The organism is Pseudomonas sp. Leaf58, from assembly GCF_003627215.1.
In the GTDB taxonomy this organism is placed as follows: domain Bacteria; phylum Pseudomonadota; class Gammaproteobacteria; order Pseudomonadales; family Pseudomonadaceae; genus Aquipseudomonas.
Genome location: NZ_CP032677.1, coordinates 2,745,040 through 2,765,693, shown reverse-complemented (window position 1 = coordinate 2,765,693; position 20,654 = coordinate 2,745,040). Strand labels below are relative to the sequence as shown.

Annotated in this window: 17 protein-coding genes; 13 read left to right on the top strand and 4 right to left on the bottom strand. The window is 63.9% G+C overall.

Features of this window, described 5'->3' with window-relative positions; all coding sequences use genetic code 11:
- Positions 1-209: 209 nt before the first annotated feature.
- Positions 210-1,085: an AEC family transporter gene (locus DV532_RS12840; RefSeq protein WP_056804138.1), complete on the top strand. Its 876-nt coding sequence runs from the start codon at positions 210-212 to the stop codon at positions 1,083-1,085.
- 112 nt (positions 1,086-1,197) lie between these two features.
- Here DV532_RS12840 and DV532_RS12830 read toward each other — a convergent pair whose 3' ends face one another.
- Positions 1,198-3,714, bottom strand: coding sequence for an excinuclease ABC subunit UvrA (locus DV532_RS12830; RefSeq protein WP_056804141.1), 2,517 nt, complete (start codon positions 3,712-3,714; stop codon positions 1,198-1,200).
- A gap of 248 nt (positions 3,715-3,962) precedes the next feature.
- On the opposite strand from DV532_RS12830, the gene DV532_RS12825 reads away from it, so the two are divergent.
- Positions 3,963-6,023, top strand: a complete 2,061-nt coding sequence (locus tag DV532_RS12825; protein WP_056804144.1) for a TonB-dependent receptor — start codon at positions 3,963-3,965, stop codon at positions 6,021-6,023.
- A 156-nt stretch (positions 6,024-6,179) separates the two neighbouring features.
- Here the strand turns inward: DV532_RS12825 and DV532_RS12820 are convergent, their stop codons facing one another.
- Entirely contained in the window at positions 6,180-6,836 is a 657-nt protein-coding gene (locus tag DV532_RS12820; protein WP_056804147.1) for an HAD family phosphatase, read from the bottom strand.
- Between the two features lie 92 nt (positions 6,837-6,928).
- Here DV532_RS12820 and lexA point away from each other — a divergent pair, with 92 nt between their 5' ends.
- From lexA to DV532_RS12800, 4 genes are read left to right on the top strand one after another with little or no spacing between them, the layout of a single operon-like run.
- Complete coding sequence (gene lexA, locus DV532_RS12815) at positions 6,929-7,546, top strand: transcriptional repressor LexA (RefSeq protein WP_056804150.1); 618 nt, start codon at positions 6,929-6,931, stop codon at positions 7,544-7,546.
- Positions 7,546-8,166 carry a translesion DNA synthesis-associated protein ImuA gene (gene imuA / locus DV532_RS12810; RefSeq protein WP_056804152.1) on the top strand — a complete coding sequence of 207 codons (621 nt, stop codon included), beginning with the start codon at positions 7,546-7,548 and terminating at the stop codon, positions 8,164-8,166. The genes lexA and imuA overlap by 1 nt, the downstream gene beginning before the upstream one ends.
- 6 nt (positions 8,167-8,172) lie before the next feature.
- The gene (locus tag DV532_RS12805; RefSeq protein WP_056804154.1) at positions 8,173-9,591 is read left to right on the top strand and encodes a DNA polymerase Y family protein; all 1,419 of its coding nucleotides are present in this window, start codon (positions 8,173-8,175) and stop codon (positions 9,589-9,591) included.
- On the top strand, positions 9,588-12,668 hold the full coding sequence (locus DV532_RS12800; protein WP_056804157.1) for an error-prone DNA polymerase: 3,081 nt from the start codon (positions 9,588-9,590) through the stop codon (positions 12,666-12,668). The genes DV532_RS12805 and DV532_RS12800 overlap by 4 nt, the downstream gene beginning before the upstream one ends.
- A gap of 133 nt (positions 12,669-12,801) precedes the next feature.
- Here DV532_RS12800 and DV532_RS12790 read toward each other — a convergent pair whose 3' ends face one another.
- Positions 12,802-13,623 carry an aldo/keto reductase gene (locus tag DV532_RS12790; RefSeq protein WP_056804160.1) on the bottom strand — a complete coding sequence of 274 codons (822 nt, stop codon included), beginning with the start codon at positions 13,621-13,623 and terminating at the stop codon, positions 12,802-12,804.
- Positions 13,611-14,516, bottom strand: a complete 906-nt coding sequence (locus DV532_RS12785) for a LysR family transcriptional regulator (protein WP_056804163.1) — start codon at positions 14,514-14,516, stop codon at positions 13,611-13,613. Before DV532_RS12785 ends, DV532_RS12790 begins: the two co-directional genes overlap by 13 nt.
- Before the next feature lie 140 nt (positions 14,517-14,656).
- Here DV532_RS12785 and DV532_RS12780 point away from each other — a divergent pair, with 140 nt between their 5' ends.
- The 7 genes from DV532_RS12780 (at position 14,657) to DV532_RS12755 (ending at position 20,635) form a co-directional block, all read left to right on the top strand.
- On the top strand, positions 14,657-15,355 hold the full coding sequence (locus DV532_RS12780) for a CoA transferase subunit A (RefSeq protein WP_056804166.1): 699 nt from the start codon (positions 14,657-14,659) through the stop codon (positions 15,353-15,355).
- A 35-nt stretch (positions 15,356-15,390) separates the two neighbouring features.
- On the top strand, positions 15,391-16,047 hold the full coding sequence (locus DV532_RS12775) for a CoA transferase subunit B (RefSeq protein ID WP_056804168.1): 657 nt from the start codon (positions 15,391-15,393) through the stop codon (positions 16,045-16,047).
- Positions 16,048-16,198: 151 nt separating this feature from the next.
- Complete coding sequence (locus DV532_RS12770) at positions 16,199-17,617, top strand: short-chain fatty acid transporter (protein WP_056804171.1); 1,419 nt, start codon at positions 16,199-16,201, stop codon at positions 17,615-17,617.
- An 87-nt stretch (positions 17,618-17,704) separates the two neighbouring features.
- Positions 17,705-18,247 carry a helix-turn-helix domain-containing protein gene (locus DV532_RS12765; protein ID WP_056804175.1) on the top strand — a complete coding sequence of 181 codons (543 nt, stop codon included), beginning with the start codon at positions 17,705-17,707 and terminating at the stop codon, positions 18,245-18,247.
- Between the two features lie 262 nt (positions 18,248-18,509).
- Complete coding sequence (gene eppA / locus DV532_RS30265; protein WP_162948974.1) at positions 18,510-18,686, top strand: EPS-associated small membrane protein EppA; 177 nt, start codon at positions 18,510-18,512, stop codon at positions 18,684-18,686.
- Positions 18,687-18,937: 251 nt separating this feature from the next.
- Positions 18,938-19,495 (top strand): polysaccharide biosynthesis/export family protein, encoded by a 558-nt coding sequence (locus DV532_RS12760; RefSeq protein ID WP_056804178.1) that lies wholly within the window; start codon positions 18,938-18,940, stop codon positions 19,493-19,495.
- A 24-nt stretch (positions 19,496-19,519) separates the two neighbouring features.
- The gene (locus DV532_RS12755; RefSeq protein WP_056804181.1) at positions 19,520-20,635 is read left to right on the top strand and encodes a hypothetical protein; all 1,116 of its coding nucleotides are present in this window, start codon (positions 19,520-19,522) and stop codon (positions 20,633-20,635) included.
- Positions 20,636-20,654: the final 19 nt, after the last annotated feature.

The following is a 20,654-nucleotide window of genomic DNA, read 5'->3' as shown; positions in this document are numbered from 1 at the left end:
CTCGGCCCGACAAGTCGACACGCAAAAAGGACGCGCGATTCTACGGGCTTGACGGGGTTTGCCCAAGGGGGCCGGGCATGCGACGAGACGCCGCAGGCTGGCGGCGCCACGAAGGTGTCTGTGGCAAACATGCCGGGGCGGCAAAGCAGCGCCGGAAGCTTGAAGGATTAGGGCATAATCGCGGCCTGACATCCCCAAGGAAGGCTCCCATGTTCGCGTCACTGTTCGCCGTCCTGTCCCCGGTTTTCATCGTCGCCGGCATCGGCTACGCCTGGGCCCGCAGGGGCCTGGATTACCCCACCGAATTCATCGCCCGGGTAGTGATGACCGTTGGCACGCCATCGCTGGTGCTGTCCACCCTCAGCCGCACCGAACTGCACCCGGATGCGTTCACCAGCATGGCCATGGCCTGCCTGCTGTGCACCCTCGGCATGGCCTTGAGCGGCTGGCTGGTGTGCCGCGCTTCGGGCCTGCACTGGCGGGTGCTGCTGCCGGCGTTCATGTTCCCCAACACTGGCAACATGGGCCTGCCGATCAGCCTGTATGCCTTTGGCGAACAGGGCCTGGCCCTGGCCGTAGCATTTTTCCTGACCCTGTCGATCGTGCAGTTCACCCTCGGCATGGCCATCTCCGGCACCGCCGCTTCGTTCAAGGCCCTGCTGCGTAACCCCATCGTGATCAGCCTGGCCGGTGCCCTGCCGCTCATTTTCCTCGACTTCGAGCTACCCCGCTGGCTAGCCAATACCGCAGACCTGCTGGGCGGCATGACCATCCCGTTGATGTTGCTGACCCTGGGCGTGTCGCTGGCCAGCATTCGCTTGCGCCATGTGGGCCGCGGTATGTTGCTGGGCGGTTTACGCATTGGCCTGGGGGCAGCGGTGGGCTGGGTGGTGGGCGCGGCATTGGGCATGGAAAACCTCGAGCGCGCGGTGCTGGTGGTGCAGTCGGCAATGCCGGTGGCGGTGTTCAATTACCTGATGGCGGTGCGGGCCAATCGCGAGCCGGAGCAGGTGGCGAACCTGGTGATGTGCTCGACCGTGCTGTCATTCGCCTGGTTGCCGGTGGTGCTGGCGTGGTGGATGTAACCTGTACCGGCCTATTCGCGGGCAAACCCGCTCCTACACGTTCACCACAGGTTTCGGAAACTGTGCAGTACCTGTAGGAGCGGGCTTGCCCGCGAACAGACCGGTACAGGCGCTACAAGGCCTTGGCCAGAAACGCCGCTGTCCGGCTTGCCCCGCACCCTGCCACCACCTGCGGCGTACCACTCACCACCACCTTGCCCCCGGCATCCCCGGCCCCTGGCCCGATGTCGATCACCCAGTCACTCTGCGCCACTACCCGCATGTCGTGCTCGACCACCACCACGCTGTGCCCGCCATCGACCAAGCGGTTGAGTTGCACCAGCAGCCGGTCGATATCCTGCGGGTGCAGGCCGTTGGTAGGCTCGTCCAGCACATACAGTGTTGCCCCACGCGCCGAGCGTTGCAGTTCGGTGGCCAGCTTGATCCGTTGCGCTTCGCCGCCGGACAACTCGGTGGCCGGCTGGCCCAGGCGCAGGTAGCCCAGGCCGATGTCGTGCAGTACTTGCAGGCAGCGCCGCGCCGGTGGTTGTTCGGCAAATACCAGCAGGGCTTGGTCGACAGTCAGTTGCAGCACTTGCGCGATGTTCATGCCTTGCCAGTTAACTGCCAGGGTCTCGGGGTTGTAACGGGCGCCGTGGCAGGTTGGGCAGGGCGCATAGACGCTGGGCATGAACAGTAATTCGACGCTGACAAAGCCTTCACCCTCGCAGTTGGCGCAACGGCCCTTGGCCACGTTGAAGGAAAAGCGCCCGGCATCGAAGCCCTGTGCCTTGGCTTGTTCGGTGGCAGCGAACAGTTTGCGCACATGGTCGAACAGGCCGGTGTAGGTGGCCAGGTTGGAGCGCGGCGTGCGGCCGATCGGCTTCTGGTCAACCTGGACCAGGCGCTTGATGCTACCAAGGCCTGCGCTTACATGCCCGCCGCTGGCCTGTTCGGGGGCGTCTTCCAGGCTCTGCTCTTCGGCTTCGTTGCGCGGCTCGGCGTGGCCCAGGTGCGCGCCAACCAGCTCCAGCAGGGCTTGGCTGACCAGGCTCGACTTGCCCGAGCCGGAAATGCCGGTGACGGCGGTGAAGCAGCCCAGTGGGAATTCGGTATTCAGGTTAGCGAGGTTATTCCGGGTGATGCCTTGCAGCTTCAGCCAGTCGTGGGCCTGGCGGGGTACGCGCGTGGCCTGGGTTGGGGCACCGAACAGGTAGGCCCGGGTGCACGATTGTTCGACCTGGGCCAGGCCGACGGGCGGCCCGCTGTAGAGGATAGTGCCGCCATGCTCACCGGCGGCAGGCCCCACATCTACCAGCCAGTCGGCGCGCCGCATGGTGTCCAGGTCGTGCTCAACCACGTAGACCGAGTTGCCCGCCTGCTTCAAGCGTTGCAGCGCTTCGAACAGCGCTTCGCTGTCGGCCGGGTGCAGGCCGGCCGAAGGCTCATCAAGCACGTAGATCACACCGAACAGCTGCGAGTTCAGCTGGGTGGCCAGGCGTAGGCGTTGCAGCTCCCCAGAGGACAAGGTCGGCGTGCTGCGTTCCAGCGCCAGGTAGCCCAGGCCGAGGTCGAGCAGGGTGTCGATGCGTTCGAGCAGTTCGTTGGCGATGCGTTGCGCGGCCAGGCGCTTTTCCAGGGTCAGGTCGCCCTGCTGTTGCGCCAAGTAGTCGGCTGCCGCCACCTTGCGGAACACCTCTGCCAGCGCCTGCAGCGACAGGTGCGACAGCTCGGCGATGTCCAGGCCGGCGAAGGTCACCGCCAGTGCCTCACGCTTCAGGCGCTTGCCCTGGCACAGTGGGCAGGGGCTGGGGCGCATGAACTGGGCCACGCGCTTGCGCATTTGTGCGCTCTGCGAGTGCATGAAAGTGTGCAGTACATAACGCCGGGCGCCCATGAACGTGCCCTGGTAGCTGGGCTCCTGCTTGCGCTTGAGTGCGGTGCGGGTCTGGGCCGGAGTGAGGCCGGCGTACACCGGAGCGGTGGGGGTATCTTCGGTGAACAGGATCCAGTCACGCTGCGCCTGGGGCAGGTCGCGCCAGGGGATGTCGACGTCATAGCCCAGAGTTACCAGGATGTCGCGCAGGTTTTGCCCCTGCCAGGCCATCGGCCAGGCCGCCACCGCGCGTTCGCGAATGGTCAACGATGGGTCGGGGACCATGGTCGCTTCGGTCACCTCGTAGACCCGGCCCATGCCGTGGCATTCTGGGCAGGCGCCCTGGGGCGTGTTCGGCGAAAAGTCCTCGGCATACAACATGGCCTGGCCGGCCGGGTAGTGGCCGGCGCGGGAGTAGAGCATGCGGATCGAGCTGGACAGGGTTGTCACGCTGCCCACCGAGGAGCGTGCACTGGGCGTACCGCGTTGTTGTTGCAGGGCCACCGCCGGCGGCAAGCCCTCGATGGTATCCACGTCCGGCACGCCCACCTGGTCGATCAGGCGCCGGGCATAGGGCGCCACCGACTCGAAATAGCGGCGTTGGGCTTCGGCGTACACGGTGGAGAAAGCCAGCGAGGACTTGCCCGAGCCGGACACACCGGTGAACACCACCAAGGCGTCGCGGGGGATATCGACGTCGATGTTCTTCAGGTTGTGCTCGCGGGCACCCCGAACGCGGACAAAGCCGGCTGGTGGCGTTTGGCGAAGGGGCATAGGGCGTTCCTTGGCTGGGGGAGGAGGTGAAGGTATCAGTAAAGTGCGATGGGGTTCCAAGCCACTCGCGTTTACCGGTTAGCCAAGCACGACCTGCCGGCGGCTGAGGCCAGTACCCACTTCGCGAATGAGATGGTTTATCAATAGTATTTACTTCCCATTACCTTTACCTCAGACTCCGCTCCGCCAGCGCCCAAGTGCGCATGCATACGGCACATAACAACAGCAATCTGTCGAAGGAGCGGGGCGTGGACGTCAAGCAAAGTACACTGGCACTGGCGGTGGGCTCGGCCCTGTACCTGGCCAACAGTGCCTGGGCCGCGGCACCGGCGGGTGCGGTAGAGCTGGAACAAATCACCGTGACTGGGGAGAAGATCAACCGCACCCTGGAGCAAACCCAGTCCAGCGTAGTGGTGGTCACCGACAAGCAGTTACGTGAAAAAGAAGACCACAACCTGGTCGATGTGTTTGCCCGCACCCCGGGCGTGTACAACCAGTCTGGCAATGAAAACTGGGGTATTCGTGGGGTACCGGTGTCCGGTTTCGACGACCAGGGCCCGGCTACGCTCAACGGTGCGGTGTCGGTGTTCGTTGACGGTGCGGTACAACCGAACCGCGCCTTGACCTTGAGCCCCATGCAATTGTGGGACGTCGAGCAGGTCGAGGTATTCCTCGGCCCGCAATCCACCACCCAAGGCCGCAATTCCCTGGCCGGCGCGGTGGTAATCCAAACCCGCAACCCAACCTTCGAGCCGAGTTTTGCGGCGCAGACCAACATGGGCAACTACGCCGAGCGCGGGGCGGCGGTGGCCGGGGGCGGTGCGCTGGTCGACAACAAGATCGCTGGCCGAATCGCGGTGGACTATCAAGAAGGCGATGGCTACATCGACAACACCAGCTTGCACGACGACGCCAACCCCGGGCGCTCTGCCAATACCCGCGGCAAACTGCTGATCTTGCCAAGCGACGACCTCGACATCCTGCTGACCTATGCCCACGGTGAAAGCCGCAAAGGCGATAACACGGTCATGCGTGAAAGCGGCAAGGTCCGTTATTACAAGATGACCTCCAACACCAAGGCCTTCGACAAGCTGCAGCAGGACACCGTCAGCGCCAAGGTCGACTACCGGCTGGACGACTACTGGTCGCTGACCAGCCTTACCGCCAACACCCGTTCGGACTACGACGCCCGCCTGGACTTCGACCAGTCCGCTGATGCCAACCAGGTGGTGTTGCGCCAGCAGGACGGCAACCTGTTCAGCCAGGAGTTGCGCCTGAACTACACCGGCGACACGGTGAAGAGCTTCGTCGGCGCCTACTACGGGCACAACACCAACGACTTCCATGACCGCCTGCTGTTCAACGAACGCCTGTTCGGCACCGCCAAAGGCGATACCACCATTGAGAACCAAGCGCTGTTCGGCGAGATCAACTGGACCTTCGCACCGCGCTGGACGCTGATCACCGGCCTGCGCTACGACCACGAAAACAACGACACCGACATCGACCAGGACGACTTCTCCAGCCCCGGCAAGGTCAGCAAGTCGTTTAACGCCGTGCTGCCCAAGCTTGGCCTCGATTACCAGCTGGCCGATGGGCAATACCTGGGCTTCATGGTGCAGAAGGGCTATCGCGGTGGTGGCGTGAACATGCGTGCCGGGGGTGGGCATGAGGCCTATGACCCGGAGTACACCACCAACTACGAGTTGTCCTACCGCGGCACGTTCTACGACGACACGCTGCGCACGCGTGCCAACCTGTACTACACCGAATGGAAGGACCAACAGGTCAGCGTGCTGGACCCGAACACTGAGTTTCTCCATGTGTTCAACGCTGGCAGCAGCGATATCAAGGGCCTGGAAGTGTCTGTCGAGAAAGACCTCGGCGCACAGCTCACGCTCAATGCTGCCGCCTCGGTTACCGACGGCAAGTACAAGGACTTTGTCACCGGCGATGGCCGTGACATGAGTGGCGAGGCCTTCCTCTATTCGCCCAAGTACAAGATGGCGCTGGGGGCGACCTACCGCTGGAACGAGCGCCTCACCCTCAATACCGATGTCATCTACCAGAGCACCTCACCTTCGGAGTACGCGTTCGATGACGCCGGGCAGGTCACTGACCAGCGCCGCAGCGACAACTACTGGCTGGTCAACTTCAACAGCGAGTACAAGATCACCCGCAATATTGCAGTGTCCGGGTTTGTGAAGAACGCCTTCGACAAGGAGTACATCACCAACAACCGCAGTGGCGACATCCTCGATGTGGGGGCCCCGCGCACGCTGGGCATAGCGTTGCGCTACGACCTGTGACCCCAGGGCCTGCGCTGGTCGCCAGCTCGGCGGCGGCGCGGCCGAGGTGCGCGGTGGTTGGGGGGTTACGGCTTCAGAGTTGTGGTGTTGTTGAGATCGAGCGCCGCCCGCGCGGCGCTCGATCTCATCGGCGCTAGAAAACCCAAGCCAGGCACCTCACCCCATGCTCTCGATCAATGCCCACAGCGCAGGGTCATTGAAATCAGCAACCACCAACCGCGCCCCCGCCGCCAGCAACCGCTCTGGCGTCTGCGTGGTAGCCACACCCACGGTAAAGATGCCCGCGCCACACGCCGCCACCACCCCCGGTAGCGAATCCTCGAAGGCCAGTGCCTGCCCAGCTTCGGCACCCAGCTGCTGCAACCCGGTCAGGTAGGGCAGCGGGTCCGGCTTGGGCCGGGCCAGTTCCTCGGCCACCAGCACATGCGCGAAGCGCTGGCTCAGGCCCATGGCGTTCAACATGTGTTCGGCATTGAGCCGCGGTGCGTTGGTCACCACGCACATGCCCAGCGCATGTGCCCGGGCATGCTCCAGCAGGCGCAGCAGGCCCGGCATCGGCTCCAGGCTGGGCGATAGGTCGCGGAACAGCGCTTCCTTGCGGTCGGCCAGCGCTTGGCACTGTTCGGCACTGGCTCCGGCAAACAGCTCGGCGAACAACTCACCATTGGCCCGGCCGCTGACCTGGGCATCGAATTGCGCCTGGCTCAGCTCACGGCCGTCCTGCTCCCGCAGCAGTTGGCGAAAGGCCTGCAGGTGCAGGGTGTCCGTGTCAGTCAGGGTTCCGTCGAGGTCGAATAGCAGGGCAGTCAGCATTGGGTATCCAGATCAAAAAAACACACGCCTGAGGATCATAGCGAAAGCTGACGACGAAGGGGGCTGTTCAGCGTGCACCGAAAAGAGTACAAATGTGCTCCATGGACACGCTTACCCCCAAACGCCGCGCTATCTTCGACTTCATCCGTGAGCGCATCGCCGACCACGGCCAGCCACCGAGCCTGGCCGATATCGCCACGCGCTTCGGTTTTGCCTCGCGCAGCGTCGCGCGCAAGCACATCACCGCCTTGTGCCAGGCCGGCTACATCGATGTCACGCCGAACCAGGCGCGGGGCATTCGTTTGGCCGCACCGCTGCGCCGCCCGGAAATCCTCGAAATACCGGTGCTCGGCCAAGTGGCGGCAGGTGCCCCTATCGGCCCGGACCTCGACATCCACGAGCAGTTGCTGCTCGACCCTAGCCTGTTCCGCCGTACCCCCGACTACCTGTTGAAGGTGCGTGGCGACTCGATGATCGACGACGGCATCTTCGATGGTGACCTGGTCGGCATCCTGCAACAGGCCGACGCCCGCGACGGGCAGATCGTGGTCGCACGCCTGGACGGCGAGGTGACCATCAAGCGCCTGCAACGCCAGGGCAACGGTTACCGGCTGTTGCCGCGCAACCCGGCCTATGCGCCCATCGATGTGCAGCCGGAACAGGCGTTTTTCATCGAAGGTGTGTTCTGCGGCTTGCTGAGGCGTGACTGATGGGCGCGGTGGTCGACCTCGACAGGCTGCTCGACCAGCGCCGCGTATGGCGCGGCCGGCAGGCCCAGGCGCGGCCACTCGGCCAGCAGCCCACCGGCCATGCCGCCCTCGACCAACGCTTGCCTGAAGGCGGTTGGCCGGCTGCAGCACTCAGCGAACTGTTGTTGGCCAGCCCCGGCTGTGGCGAACTGCAATTGCTGTGGCCAACGCTGGCGCGCCTGAGTGCTGAAGGTGGCCGGGTGGTGCTGGTGGCGCCGCCCTTCATTCCTTACGCCCCGGCCTGGCAGGCCGCGGGGGTGGACCTGCGCTGGCTGGTGCAGGTAGATGCCGACCCGGCCGATGCCCTGTGGGCCGCCGAGCAGTGCCTGCGTTCCGGCAGTTGCGCGGCGGTGCTGTGCTGGCCGGCGCGTGCCGATGACCGTACCCTGCGGCGCTTGCAGGTGGCCGCCGAAACCGGTCAGGCGCTGGCGTTCGCCTGCCGGCCGCAACAGGCGGCGCACAACCCTTCACCGGCAGCGCTGCGTATTGCCGTCGACACGCGCCCGGCGCAATGGCGCGTGCTGAAAAGCCGTGGCGGCATGCCACCGGCGCTGCCCATTGCCTGCCCGGGGCGGGGCTGATGCACCATGCTCTGGGCCTGCATTCTGCTTCCGCAGCTGGCGCTGGACACGGTCCTGCGTGAGCGTGACGACCCCGAGACACCCCTGGTGCTGCTTGGCGGGCCGCCCCAGCGACGAGTGCTGCAGGCGGTCAACCCGGCGGCAGCCGCGCTAGGCCTGCGGGCCGGGCAAACCCTGACGGCCGCGCGCGCCCTGGCCGATGGCTTCAGCTGCGTCGAAGCCGACCCCAAGCGCATCGACCAGGTGCAGCAGTTGCTGGCAGCCTGGGCCTACCGCTTCAGTGCCCAGGTCAGCTTGCACTACCCACGGGCACTGCTGCTGGAGGTGGGCTCCAGCTTGCAACTGTTCGGCCCCTGGCCCTTGTTCGAGGCCCGCCTGCGCCAAGAGCTGGCCGACTTGGGCCTGCGCCAACGCATCGTCCTGGCCAGCAACCCGGTGGCGGCGCGCATGCTCGCCAACGGCCACGATGGCCTGGCCGTGTGTGATGCCGAGGCGACCCGTGCGGCGCTGCTGGGCATGCCCATCGAGCGTATCGGCTTGCCAGCAGAGGCCGCCGAAGCCTTTGCCCGTATGGGGCTGCGCCAGTTGGGCCAAGTACTGGCCTTGCCCCGCGATACCCTGGCCAGGCGCTTTTCGGCCCAGGTACAGCTGCACCTGGACCAGTTGCTCGGCCTGCGCAATTTGGGGCTGAGCTTTTACCAGCCACCTGACCGCTTCGAAACCCGGCTGGAGCTTAACTTCGACGTCGAGTCGCACCAGGCCCTGCTGTTCCCGCTGCGGCGCATGCTCAACGACCTTGCCGCGTTCCTCGCCGGGCGTGACTGTGGCGTGCAGCGCTTCTGCCTGCACCTGGAGCACGCCGAAGGGCCGGACACCCTGCTCAAGGTGGGCCTGCTGGCCGCCGAACGCGATGCCGCGATGCTGTTCGAACTGGCGCGCGAGCGCCTGGAACCGCTGCGTATTCCCGCACCGGTGCGCAACCTGCGGCTGGTGGCCGAAGACCTGCCACCCTTTGTGCCGCAACACCAAGCGTTGTTCGACCCGCGTGCGCAACAGGCACAACCCTGGGAGCAATTGCGCGAACGGCTGCGCGCCCGCTTGGGGGACGAGGCGGTCAAAGGCCTGAGTGCGGCAGCCGATCACCGCCCCGAATGTGCCTGGCAAGCGGTAGAGCAGGGTGCCCCGGGCAACATGCCGGTTACGCCCAATAGCCGCCCGGGCTGGTTGCTGGCGGCGCCCCTGGCGCTGGACGAAACCGGCTACCGCGTGCAAGGCCACGCCGAGCGCATCGAGTCGGGCTGGTGGGATGGCGGCGACGTGCGCCGTGATTACTACCGCATCGAAACCCGCGACGGCCTGCGCGGCTGGGCCTATCGCGACCTGAGCCAGGCCGGCCCGTTGTGGCTGCAGGGTTGGTTCGCATGAATACCTCGGGTTATGCCGAGCTGCATTGCCTGTCCAACTTCAGCTTCCAGCGCGGTGCGTCGAGCGCTGACGAGCTGTTGCGCCGTGCGCGCGAGCAGGGTTACCAGGCCCTGGCGATCACCGATGAATGCACCTTGGCCGGTATCGTCCGGGCTTGGCAGGCCGCGAAGGAGCACCAGCTGCGGCTGATCGTGGGCAGTGAAGTGCAGTTGCAGGATGGCCCCAAGCTGGTGCTGCTGGTGCAGGACCTGAGCGGCTACCAAAACCTGTGCGCGCTGATCACCCGGGCCCGGCGGCGGGCGCAAAAGGGCCAGTACCAGCTGTTTCGCGACGACCTGCAGCAGCACCATCAGGGCCTGCTGGCACTGTGGGTGGCCGATGACAGCGCCGATGCCGCCCCCGGGCAGTGGCTGCACAGCGTGTTCGGCGACCGCCTGTGGCTGGCCGTGCACCTGCACCGCGGCAGCGACGATGCCTTGCGCCTCGAGCGTTTGCGCGGCCTGGCGGCCACGGTGGGGATCCGCGCGGTGGCCTGTGGCGACGTGCACATGCACGTGCGCGGCCGCCGCGCCCTGCAGGACTGCATGACCGCCATCCGCCAGCACTGCCAGGTAGCCGAGGCCGGGCGCTTCCTGTTTGCCAACGGCGAGCGGCACCTGCGCAGCCAGGCGCAGCTGGGCGAACTCTACCCGGCCGACCTGCTGGCCGAAACCCTGGTCATCGCCGCGCGTTGCCAGTTTGAACTGAGCGAGCTGAACTACCAGTACCCACGCGAACTGGTGCCCCAGGGCCATACCCCGGCGAGCTGGCTGCGGGCATTGTGCGAGCAGGGTTTGCCGTTGCGCTGGCCGGCCGGGCCCAGTGGCAAGGTGCGGGAGGTGCTGGCCAAGGAGTTGGCGCTGATCGAGGACCTGGGCTACGAAAGCTACTTCCTGACGGTGCACGACATCGTCACCTTCGCCCGTAGCCAGGGCATTCTTTGCCAGGGGCGGGGTTCGGCCGCCAACTCGGTGGTGTGTTTCGTGCTGGGTATCACCGAACTCGATCCCATGACCCACCGCTTGCTGTTCGAGCGCTTCCTGTCACGCGAGCGTAACGAACCGCCGGATATTGACGTGGACTTCGAGCACGACCGCCGCGAAGAAGTGATCCAGTATGTGTTTCGTCGCTATGGCCGCCACCGGGCGGCGCTGACTGCGGTGGTCAACACCTACCATGCCGCCGGCGCGGTGCGGGATGTGGCACGGGTGCTGGGGTTGCCGACCGACCAGGTGGACGCCTTGGCCAAATGCTGTGGCCGCTGGAGCGACCGCCTACCTGATGACTCGCGCCTGGCCGAGGCCGGTTTCGAGGCCGGTAGCCCTTCGCTGCGGCGGGTGCTGGTGCTGGCCGGTGAGCTGATCGGCTTCCCCCGGCACCTGTCACAGCACCCAGGCGGTTTCGTTATCTCGCAGCAACCCCTGGACGAGTTGGTGCCGGTGGAGAATGCCGCGATGCCGAAACGCACGGTGATCCAGTGGGACAAGGACGACCTGGACATGCTTGGCCTACTCAAGGTCGACGTGCTGGCGCTGGGCATGCTCAGTGCCTTGCGCCGTTGCTTCGACCTGCTGCAACGCCACCGCGGCCGGCACCTGACGTTGGCCACCATCCCCGGCGAAGACCCGGCCACCTACGCGATGATCAGCCGCGCCGAGACCATGGGCGTGTTCCAGATCGAGTCGCGCGCGCAAATGGCCATGCTGCCTCGGCTGCGCCCGGAAAAGTTCTACGACCTGGTCATCGAGGTCGCCATCGTCCGCCCCGGGCCAATCCAGGGCGACATGGTGCACCCTTACTTGCGTCGGCGTCTGAAGCAAGAGCCGGTGACGTACCCGTCGCCGCAACTGAAGGAAGTGTTCGAACGTACCCTGGGCGTGCCGCTGTTCCAGGAGCAAGTGATGGAACTGGCCATCGTCGCGGCCGACTACAGCCCGGGCGAGGCTGACCAGTTGCGCCGCAGCATGGCCGCCTGGAAGCGCCACGGCGGCCTGGAGCCGCACCGCCAGCGGCTGGTGCAGGGTATGTTGCGCAATGGTTACGAGCTGGCGTTTGCCGAACGCATTTTCGAGCAGATCAAGGGCTTTGGCAGCTATGGCTTCCCGGAATCGCACGCGGCCAGCTTTGCCTTGCTGTGTTATGCCAGCAGCTGGCTCAAGTGCCATGAGCCGGCGATTTTCACCTGCGCGCTGGTCAACAGCTGGCCCATGGGCTTCTACAGCCCCGACCAGTTACTGCAAGAGGCCCGGCGCCAGGGTATCGAGGTGCGCCCGGTGGATGTTTGCCACAGCGAGTGGGATTGCACGCTTGAGCCTGAGGCAGAAGGCGCACTGGCTATCCGCATGGGCTTGCGCCTGGTGCGCGGGCTGGCCGAGGCCGATGCCAGGCGCCTGGCTCAGGCCAGGGCGCAGCGGCCATGGCGCGATGTCGAAGACCTGTGCCTGCGCGCCGGGCTCGACGCGCGTGCCCGTGCCCGCTTGGCGGATGCCGGTGCGTTGCGCGCCTTGGCCCGCGATCGCCACCAGGCGCGCTGGCAGGTGGCGGCAGTGCAGCCGCAACTGCCCTTGTTCGCCGACGTACACGCCTTGCCAGAAAGCGCCGTTGAACTGCCGGTGCCCACTGTGGGCGAGGACCTGATGGCGGATTACCAAACCCTTGGCACCACGCTTGGCCCGCATCCGCTGGCCTTGTTGCGCGCACGGCTGAGGGCACTGGGCTGTCGCAGTTCATGCGAGCTGCAAGGTGTCGAGCATGGCGACACTATTGCCGTGGCCGGGCTGGTGGTAGGCCGCCAGCGGCCACAGACCGCCAGCGGCGTGACCTTCGTCACCCTGGAGGACGAGCATGGCATGGTTAATGTGGTGGTGTGGCGGGACCTGGCCGAGCGGCAGCGACGGGCCCTGGTGGGCGCGCAGTTGCTCAAGGTCAGTGGGCGGCTGGAGCAGGAGAATGGTGTGCGCCACCTGATAGCGCGGCGGCTGGAGGATATGAGCCCGCTGTTGCAGGGGCTGGATGTGCGCAGCCGGGATTTTCACTGAGCCCAGTTGCGGCATTGCCCAGGCACCTGTGGGGGCGGGCGCGCCCGCGAAGAAGGCCCCGCAGTGTATGGCACCGGCGTTGCCGGTGTTCGCGGGCACGCCCGCTCCCACAAAAGCGGTTTCGTGTCAGTAGCTAGACCATCGCCAACCGCTGCTTGCGCGTCGGTGCTGGGAACGCTCGGTCGATCGCCCACAGGTCTTCGCTGGTCAAGGTCAGCGAACCCGCGGCCGCATTCAGCCGCACATGCTCGGGCGCCACGGCCTTGGGAATGGCAATCACGCCGTCATCGCGGGTCACCCAGGCCAGGCTGACCTGGGCTGGTGTGGCGCCATGGCGCTCAGCGATTTCCGCCAGCACAGGGTGCTGCAACAGGCGCCCGGCCTGGGCCAGCGGGCAGTAGGCCATGGTCGGCAAGGCGCGCTTTTCGCACCAGGGCAACAGGTCGAACTCGATGCCACGCTGGGCCGGGTTGTACAACACCTGGTTGGTGGCGCAATCGGGGTTGTGCAGTTCGCGCAGGTCGTCGACGTCGAAATTGGAAACGCCCCAACGTTTGATCTTGCCTTGCTCGCGCAGGCGCTCGAAGGCTTCGACGGTTTCGTCCAGCGGGTGCTGGCCACGCCAGTGCAGCAGGTACAGGTCGATGCAGTCGGTGCCCAGGCGTGTGAGGCTGCGCTCGCAGGCGGCCGCCATGCCGCGTCGGCTGGCATTGTGCGGGTAGACCTTGCTGACCAGAAACACCTGGTCACGGCGCCCGGCAATGGCTTGGCCAACGACTTCCTCGGCGCCGCCTTCAGCATACATCTCGGCGCTATCGATCAAGCTCAGGCCAAGTTCGATGCCCTGTTGCAGCGCTGCTACCTCGGCGGCGCGCAAGCCTGGATCTTCACCCATGTACCAGGTGCCTTGGCCGATGGCCGGAACGCTCGAACCTGCCAGTTTCACGTAACGCATGTCACCTCCGGGATCTGGGTAGTGGAAAGCACAACCTCAAGCAGCGCCTGCGCTGCAGTAGAAAGCTTGTGTTCACTGAGGGCAATCACGCCGATGCGGCGCTCGACCGTGGGTTCGACCAGGGTCACGCAGCGGGCGCCAAGTTCTTGCATCTGGTTGATGCACAGCGCCGGCACGGCACTGACCCCCAGGCCGCTGGCAACCATACGGCCGATGGTTGCCAACTGGTGGCTCTCGAAGGCTACCGTCAGCTTGCCATGATGGGCGGCTACGTTCTGCTCCATCAGCAAGCGCACCGCCGATGGACGTTGCAGGGCCACGAAGTCTTCGGCCATCAGCTGCGCCCAACTGACTTGGGGCAGCAGCGCCAATGGCGAATCGGCGGGCACCACCGCAACGAAGCGGTCCATGTACAACGGGTGGAAGTTCAGGCCGTCGATGTTGTCCGGCTCGAAGCCGATGCCCAGTTCGACGCGGCGATGGCGCACCAGTTCCTGTACCTGTTCGTTGATCACGTCATGCACGGTGACGTTGACCTTTGGGTAGCACTGGCGAAACACCTTGAGCGAGCGGGGCAGCAAGTTGCCGGCGAAGGCGGGCATGGCCGCCACCGAAACCCGGCCCAGCTGCAGGGTGAAACGCTGGCGTAGCATCTCTTCGGTGTCGTCCCAGTCGGCCAGCAGGCGCCGTGCCAGTGGCAGCAGCACCTCGCCTTCGGCGGTCAGGCTGACGCTACGCGTGGTGCGGCTGAGCAGGGCGCCGCCAAGGTTTTCTTCCAGGGCCTTGATGGTCAGGCTCAGCGCCGGTTGCGAGACATGCAGGTGCTCACCGGCTTGGGCGAAGCTTTGGTACTTGGCCACGGCGACAAAGGCGCGCAGTTGCTTGACGTTCATGACGGGCCTACTGGTTGTTTTGCAAAAGTTATCAATCGATGATTAAAACAAAATTAACAAATCAGTCGCTTGCGGTGAAGATGTCCCCACACGCTCACCGACAGCCTCGTCGGTTCAACAACTACAAAAGGCGGATCAGCATGGCCGGACTGGACAAGCGCGTTGCAACCTATGAACAGGCCCTCGAAGGCCTGACCGACAACATGACGGTACTGGCGGGCGGTTTCGGCCTGTGCGGCATCCCAGAAAACCTCATCAGTGAAATCAAGCGCCGTGGCGTCAAGGGTTTGACCGTGGTTTCCAACAACTGCGGCGTCGATGGCTTTGGCCTCGGCGTGCTGCTGGAGGACCGGCAAATTCGCAAGATGGTCGCGTCCTACGTGGGCGAGAACGCTGAGTTTGAACGCCAGCTGCTGAGCGGTGAACTGGATGTGGAACTGACCCCGCAGGGCACCCTCGCCGAGAAGATGCGCGCTGGCGGCGCCGGCATCCCGGCCTTCTACACCGCCACCGGCTACGGCACCCCGGTTGCCGACGGCAAGGAAGTGCGCGAGTTCAACGGCCGCAAGTACATCCTCGAACAATCCATCACCGGTGACTTCGCCATCGTCAAGGGCTGGAAAGCCGACCACTACGGCAACGTGGTGTACCGCAACACCGCGCAAAACTTCAACCCGCTGGCAGCCACCGCCGGCAAGATCACCGTGGTCGAAGTGGAAGAGATCGTCGAGCCCGGCGTGCTGCTGCCCAGCGAAATCCACACCCCGGGTATTTACGTGGACCGCGTCATCGTCGGCACCTTCGAAAAGCGTATCGAAAAGCGCACCGTCAAGGCCTGAGCGCCATCCACCAGAACAACAAAGAGATCCTGACCATGGCACTGACCCGCGAACAGATGGCGCAACGTGTTGCCCGTGAACTGAAAGACGGCTACTACGTCAACCTGGGCATCGGTATTCCGACCTTGGTGGCCAACTACGTACCTGCCGACATGGATGTAATGCTGCAATCGGAAAACGGCCTGCTTGGTATGGGCGAATTCCCCACCGAAAGCACCCTGGATGCCGACATGATCAATGCCGGCAAGCAGACTGTCACCGCCCGCCGTGGCGCCTCGATCTTCGACTCGGCGCAATCGTTCGCCATGATCCGTGGCGGCCACGTCGACCTAACCGTACTGGGCGCTTTCGAAGTGGACGTGCAAGGCAACATTGCCTCGTGGATGATCCCGGGCAAGCTGGTGAAGGGCATGGGCGGCGCCATGGACCTGGTGGCCGGTGCTGAGAACATCATCGTCACCATGACCCATGCTTCCAAGGACGGCGAGTCCAAATTGCTGGCGCACTGCAGCCTGCCGCTGACCGGTGCCGGCTGCATCCGCAAGGTGCTGACCGACCTGGCCTACCTGGAAATCGAAGACGGCGCCTTCATCCTGCGCGAGACCGCGCCCGGGGTGAGCGTTGAAGAAATCATCCAGAAAACCGCCGGCAAGCTGATCGTGCCGGATGACGTGAAGGAAATGACCTTCTAAAGCAATACGTGATCCTACCTGTGGGAGCGGGCGTGCCCGCGAATGCGTCGTGAATTCACCACAGCATTCGCAGGCAAGCCCGCTCCCACAGTTGTTTGCGTTATCCGGCAATACTGTTTCGCCTCATAAAACCAATAAAAGGAATTGAACCGTGGCCGCTGAAATCCAAGACAGCCGCTCCGCCCGCTTTGCCTTGCGCTGTTCCAACTGGGCCGAACGCTGGTTCCCAGACTCCTGGGTATTCGCTGCCCTGGCGGTGATGCTGGTGAGCATCGGCGCCTTGGTCACGGGCGCCAAGCCGACCGACACCGCCAAGGCCTTTGGCGATGGTTTCTGGAGCCTGATCCCATTCACCATGCAGATGGCCTTCGTGGTTATCGGCGGCTATGTGGTGGCCAGTTCGCCGCCCGCCGCCCGGCTGATCGACCGCCTGGCGCGCATTCCGAAGAACGGCCGTTCGGCCGTGTGTTGGGTGGCGCTGATTTCAATGCTGGCGTCGTTGCTCAATTGGGGCCTGTCGCTGGTGTTTGGTGGTTTGCTGGTGCGGGCCCTGGCGCGGCGCACCGAGCTGAAGATGGATTACCGCGCCGCCGGTGCTGCCGCCTACCTGGGCTTGGGCGCCGTATGGGCGCTGGGCTTGTCTTCGTCGGCAGCGCAGTTGCAGGCCAACCCGGCCAGCCTGCCACCGTCGATCCTGTCGATCACCGGGGTAATCCCGTTCACCGAAACCATCTTCCTCTGGCAGTCCGGCGTGCTGCTGGCGGCGTTGGTGGTGGTCTCGCTGGTGGTCGCCTATGCCACAGCCCCAGGCCCGAACAGCGCGCGCAGCGCCCAGGACTGTGGCGTCGACCCCAGCTTTACCGCACCGCCGGCACCCCAGCGCACCCGCCCAGGTGAGTGGTTGGAATACAGCCCTATCCTGATCCTGCTGCTGGTGGCGCTGGCCGCCGGCTGGCTATACCAGGAGTTCGCCACCAAGCCGGCAATTACTGCCATTTCTGGGCTGAACACCTACAACCTGCTGTTCATCATGCTCGGTGCCTTGCTGCACTGGCGCCCGCGCAGCTTCCTCGACGCGGTGACCCGGGCGGTTCCGACTACCACGGGGGTGCTGATCCAGTTCCCGCTGTATGGTTCGATCGCCGCCATCCTCACCCAGGTGAAGGGTGTCGACGAGCAAACCCTGGCCCATCACATTTCGTTGTTCTTCACCCAGATCGCTACCCATGACACCTATGCCTTGCTGATGGGGGTGTATTCGGCAGTGCTGGGCTTCTTCATCCCTTCGGGGGGTGGCAAGTGGATCATCGAGGCACCTTACGTGATGCTGGTGGCCAACGATTTGCAGTACCACTTGGGTTGGGCAGTGCAAATCTACAACGCCGCCGAAGCTTTGCCGAACCTGATTAACCCGTTCTACATGCTGCCGCTACTGGGTGTACTGGGGCTCAAGGCGCGCGACCTGATTGGCTTCTCATTCGTGCAGTTGCTGGTGCATGTGCCGCTGGTGCTGGTGTTGCTGTGGGCATTGGGTACGACGTTGCAGTACCTGCCGCCGGTGATGCCGTAAAGTCGGGGGCTGCGCGCAGCAGCCCCAGCATTTCCCTGTCAGTCCACGTATGATGGCCAGGCTGCCTCAGCCTGGAACCCGCGTCACATGTCTATCCGATTGAAACTGCTGCGAAAGAAACTGGGGATGACCTTGGAGCTGCTGGCCGACAAGACCGGCATGACCAAAAGCTACCTGTCCAAGGTCGAGCGCGGCCTGAACACCCCCTCGATCGCCGCCGCGCTGAAGCTGGCGCGGGCACTGAATGTCAATGTCGAAGAGTTGTTCGCCGAAGAACAGACCCGCCAGAGCCGCTACAGCCTGGTGCGTCACGGCCAGCGCCAGGCCCTGGTCGGGGACGGGGTAGGGCCGGGGTACGCTGCCTTGACCAGCCAGGTTGGGCAGCGCAGCCTGCTGCCGTTTTTGATCCAGCCGCCCTCCGAGTTCAGCGACCCTACGTTCAAGGAACACCTGGGCGAAGAATTCCTGTTCGTCCACAGCGGCCAGGTAGAAGTGGACTTCATGAACGAGCGGGTGCTGCTGGAGCAAGGCGATGCCCTGCATTTCAATGCCCAAACCCCGCACCGCCTGCGCTCGGTGGGGCCGCTGCCGGCGCAGTTGCTGGTGGTGGTACACCACGCAGAGGCATGAAACCACAGGGGGGCGCTTATGTGCCCCACAGAGGTTACTGCCCTTTCTCAGCGGTGAAACGCTGCCGCCATCCACAGCAGCGCCGCGTGCATAATTCATATGTCGATATTTTGACGAACCCGCCAGTTGTCCATTGAATTTTATTATGGTGTCGGATCATTGACGTAGTGTCACTGTGCCCATAAGCTCAATTCAACAGCGAAACAACTCCTGCAATACCGCGCCAACAAATAATTGATTTTACTCACCAATAGGGTGGCGTATGCGCACAGCTCTGATTATCAAATCGATGTTTTTGCTGGTGCTTTTGAGTGGTGCAGCGCGTGCGGCAGATTCTTATATCAACCAGAACAGTATCATTCCTGTTTCAACCGCTGGCTGGTTCTTTGCCTTTGCCGTTGTTGGCTTTGTGGCAGTGGCTAACAGAAGAAAAATCTGAGCCCATCAGCCGCATCACGGGTGGTGCCACCGCTCAGGGCTCGCCTTGTTAATTTCCCAACCGTTGCTATATTGCCAGTAGCCCGTGCAGGTCCACGGTTACACGCAGCGCAAGCTGCATAGCGTCAAGGTAAGGGCCTCCAGGAAGGTCGAGGCCATCGCGGCGGGGTACTTGCCGCGAAGCGGAGCGAGAGTTGGTGTGCTGTTCTCATTCAGTGCTCTTTTTCGGGCCATTTGGCCGGAGGGACCCTCATGGTGCGTTCATTGTTTACCGCGTTCTGCATGTTGATGGTGTGGTCCGGTGCCGGCAGTGCCGACTCGAACAGCGCTACCTACCTGCTCAGCCCTGGCGATGTCGTGTTGGTTTCGGTGTGGCAGGAAGAAAGCCTGCGTCAAGAAGCCACCGTACTTCCCGATGGCAGTATCACCTTCCCCTTGGCCGGGCGCATCAATGTCGCCGGGCTGGATGTAACGGCAGTTGAAAAGCAAGTGGCTGCCAAACTCGAAAAATTCCTCCCCGACCCGAACGTCAGCGTTGTCGTCAAGAGCATCGCTGGCAACCTGGTCTATGTGCAAGGCAAAGTGATCAAGCCTGGGCCAGTCCAAATGGCGGGCCCTACGGCGGTGCTGCAAGCCTTGAGCATGTCGGGCGGCCTGGACAAGTTTGCCGACGAAAGCGAAATCAAGGTGGTCCGCGGCACCGGTGCTTCCCAAAAGATCCTGCCCGTGCGATATAAGGACCTGGTGACAGGACGTGACATGTCCACCAACATTCAACTTCAGGCTGGCGATACGCTGGTCGTTCCTTGATCTTGCCTTTAATAAGAACACTTAATGCCTCTTCTTAGAACAACTAGCATTGCAACGGCAATCATGATGATGCCGTTGGCGAATACAGTACTGGCGGCAAATTGGCAGTCTTCGGTGGTGGTACCGACATCCGTCGAGTACGACAGCAACCCGTTGCTGATTTCGTCGGGTGAAAAGGGTGTAACGCGCACGATCATCGCGCCGGATTACACCCTGATCGGCAGCTTCGACCGTGACGAACTGAGACTGGGGCTGGGCATGCATGTGTTGCGCTCCTCCGACACGGCGGTGGTCGACGACCGGGAAGACCCGGATGTAAGCCTGGGCTGGCAACGCCAGACCGAGCGCGGGCGTTTTGGCCTGTTGGCGCGCTACAACGAAAGCTCGACGTTGTCGGGGACGGTGCTGGATACCGGGGTGGTTACCACCGACGGCACGCAAAAGTTGTACACGTTGACCGGCAACTGGAGCCAGGCGGTTACCGACCGCAGCACCCTGAGCAACGAGACCACGTATAACCGTGCCCGTTATGACATCAGTACGCTGACGGGTTATGACGAACTGGCGAACGTGTTTACCTGGACCTACGCCTTGAGCGAGCGGGCTGATACGTATACCCGCTTTGGCGCCCGCCGATATGAGCCGGAACAGGACCAGACGGCAACGGCCTCCAACAGCTACAGCCCGGCGGTGGGGGTCAAGTACCAGCTTTCTGAACGCTTCAGCGCCGATGCGCACGTCGGCGTCACCGAGGTCTCCGGCGACGACGGTGGCCGCCGCGGGGAGGGTGGGGTTGCGCTGCTGTACACCGGTGTGCGCGCCGACGCCAGCTTTACCGCCGAACGCAGCACGGTGGCCAGCGCCGAAGGCGGCTTCGCCGAGCTGGACCAGGTACGCGGTGTATGGAGTTATGCCGTCAGCGAACTGACGCGGGTGGGCGCAGACGCCGCCTGGCAAGACAGCAAAGGGCAAACCCCAAACACGCTGCAGACTTACAGCGTATGGGCCAGCCGCGAATTTTCGCCGTACTGGGACCTGCGCTTGTCGCTGATGTACAAGGAACGGCAGCAGGACCACGAAACTGATGCAAACGCGACCATCGTCGGTTTGACGTTGACGTACAGGTACCCCGACATCTGAACAGCAGGCAGGTGGCCCA

Excerpts from the sequence above, each read along its gene's own strand:
- DV532_RS12840 (WP_056804138.1), top strand. The coding sequence starts at position 210 with ATGTTCGCGTCACTGTTCGCCGTCCTGTCCCCGGTTTTCATCGTCGCC.
- DV532_RS12830 (WP_056804141.1), bottom strand. The coding sequence starts at position 3,714 with ATGCCCCTTCGCCAAACGCCACCAGCCGGCTTTGTCCGCGTTCGGGGT.
- DV532_RS12820 (WP_056804147.1), bottom strand. The coding sequence starts at position 6,836 with ATGCTGACTGCCCTGCTATTCGACCTCGACGGAACCCTGACTGACACG.
- lexA (WP_056804150.1), top strand. The coding sequence starts at position 6,929 with ATGTGCTCCATGGACACGCTTACCCCCAAACGCCGCGCTATCTTCGAC.
- imuA (WP_056804152.1), top strand. The coding sequence starts at position 7,546 with ATGGGCGCGGTGGTCGACCTCGACAGGCTGCTCGACCAGCGCCGCGTA.
- DV532_RS12805 (WP_056804154.1), top strand. The coding sequence starts at position 8,173 with ATGCTCTGGGCCTGCATTCTGCTTCCGCAGCTGGCGCTGGACACGGTC.
- DV532_RS12800 (WP_056804157.1), top strand. The coding sequence starts at position 9,588 with ATGAATACCTCGGGTTATGCCGAGCTGCATTGCCTGTCCAACTTCAGC.
- DV532_RS12790 (WP_056804160.1), bottom strand. The coding sequence starts at position 13,623 with ATGCGTTACGTGAAACTGGCAGGTTCGAGCGTTCCGGCCATCGGCCAA.
- DV532_RS12785 (WP_056804163.1), bottom strand. The coding sequence starts at position 14,516 with ATGAACGTCAAGCAACTGCGCGCCTTTGTCGCCGTGGCCAAGTACCAA.
- DV532_RS12780 (WP_056804166.1), top strand. The coding sequence starts at position 14,657 with ATGGCCGGACTGGACAAGCGCGTTGCAACCTATGAACAGGCCCTCGAA.
- DV532_RS12775 (WP_056804168.1), top strand. The coding sequence starts at position 15,391 with ATGGCACTGACCCGCGAACAGATGGCGCAACGTGTTGCCCGTGAACTG.
- DV532_RS12765 (WP_056804175.1), top strand. The coding sequence starts at position 17,705 with ATGTCTATCCGATTGAAACTGCTGCGAAAGAAACTGGGGATGACCTTG.
- eppA (WP_162948974.1), top strand. The coding sequence starts at position 18,510 with ATGCGCACAGCTCTGATTATCAAATCGATGTTTTTGCTGGTGCTTTTG.
- DV532_RS12760 (WP_056804178.1), top strand. The coding sequence starts at position 18,938 with ATGGTGCGTTCATTGTTTACCGCGTTCTGCATGTTGATGGTGTGGTCC.
- DV532_RS12755 (WP_056804181.1), top strand. The coding sequence starts at position 19,520 with ATGCCTCTTCTTAGAACAACTAGCATTGCAACGGCAATCATGATGATG.